The 785-nt window shown below is 40.1% G+C and carries 1 protein-coding gene; it reads left to right on the top strand.

The genetic code is table 11. From position 1 onward, the window contains the following. Positions 1–78 precede the first annotated feature (78 nt). Positions 79–648 carry a hypothetical protein gene (locus ACFIKE_RS11940; protein WP_375650170.1) on the top strand — a complete coding sequence of 190 codons (570 nt, stop codon included), beginning with the start codon at positions 79–81 and terminating at the stop codon, positions 646–648. Positions 649–785 lie beyond the last annotated feature (137 nt).

Here is a 785-nt window from a genome sequence, read left to right as displayed (position 1 = left end):
AGTATTTGCTTAAAGTGCTTTTTACATCACTGTCCCCCATCAACAGACAGTTTATTTTTCATTTAAATGGTTAAGTTCATGAAAATACGTAAAAAACGCGGTAGACCGAGAATAACAGGCAAACTCAGAGAGCCCAATGGCCGTATTTCACGTGCCCAAAGCCCCAGCGAATCTGCGCTTCAATCTGCGATTGAAATGCGTGCAAAACACTTTGGTTTAAGCCTTGAAGAAGCGAAAAATCCACTTGTTGGAACCTATATTGGGCGTCTTTGTTTGCTTGGCTATAAAGGGGATTCATCAGGCATCAGTAAGGAGCAATATGACACGGCGCAAAGATACTTGCAAATCAGAAACGACTATTTATGTGCAAAAGGCTTACCAAACGGCTATTATGATGGTTTTACGCACAGCGCATCAGATGAGACAACAAAAAAGCAATGGGTTCAAAGAGCAACGAATTGCTATGAAGATATGCAAGAAGCGATTAAAGAAGCACAATATTTGCATCGTCAACACAACTTTCATGCGGCATTACAATATCTTGTTATAGAAGATCAACCGCTGCCTAATCTTGTTGGTTCATTGCGTATTATTCTTGATGCCCTTTATAAACATTTTGACTGTTCTAGCAAAAAGAGCATTGGCTAAAAACACCCATCGTTTTCTCTCCCTCACAGGATAAAGATTCTAAAACCCTCCTTTGTAACATGCCTCTTTGTAACCAGCTCCTTTATAAAGAGACAATCCTTCTTGAAAAGTTACACTTGAGACCCACTGGACTTGCC

Source organism: Bartonella sp. MU70NMGDW (genome assembly GCF_042194085.1).
In the GTDB taxonomy this organism is placed as follows: domain Bacteria; phylum Pseudomonadota; class Alphaproteobacteria; order Rhizobiales; family Rhizobiaceae; genus Bartonella; species Bartonella grahamii.
The sequence above is the reverse complement of the archived record's forward strand: the minus strand, read 5'-3'. Positions and strand labels throughout refer to the sequence as shown.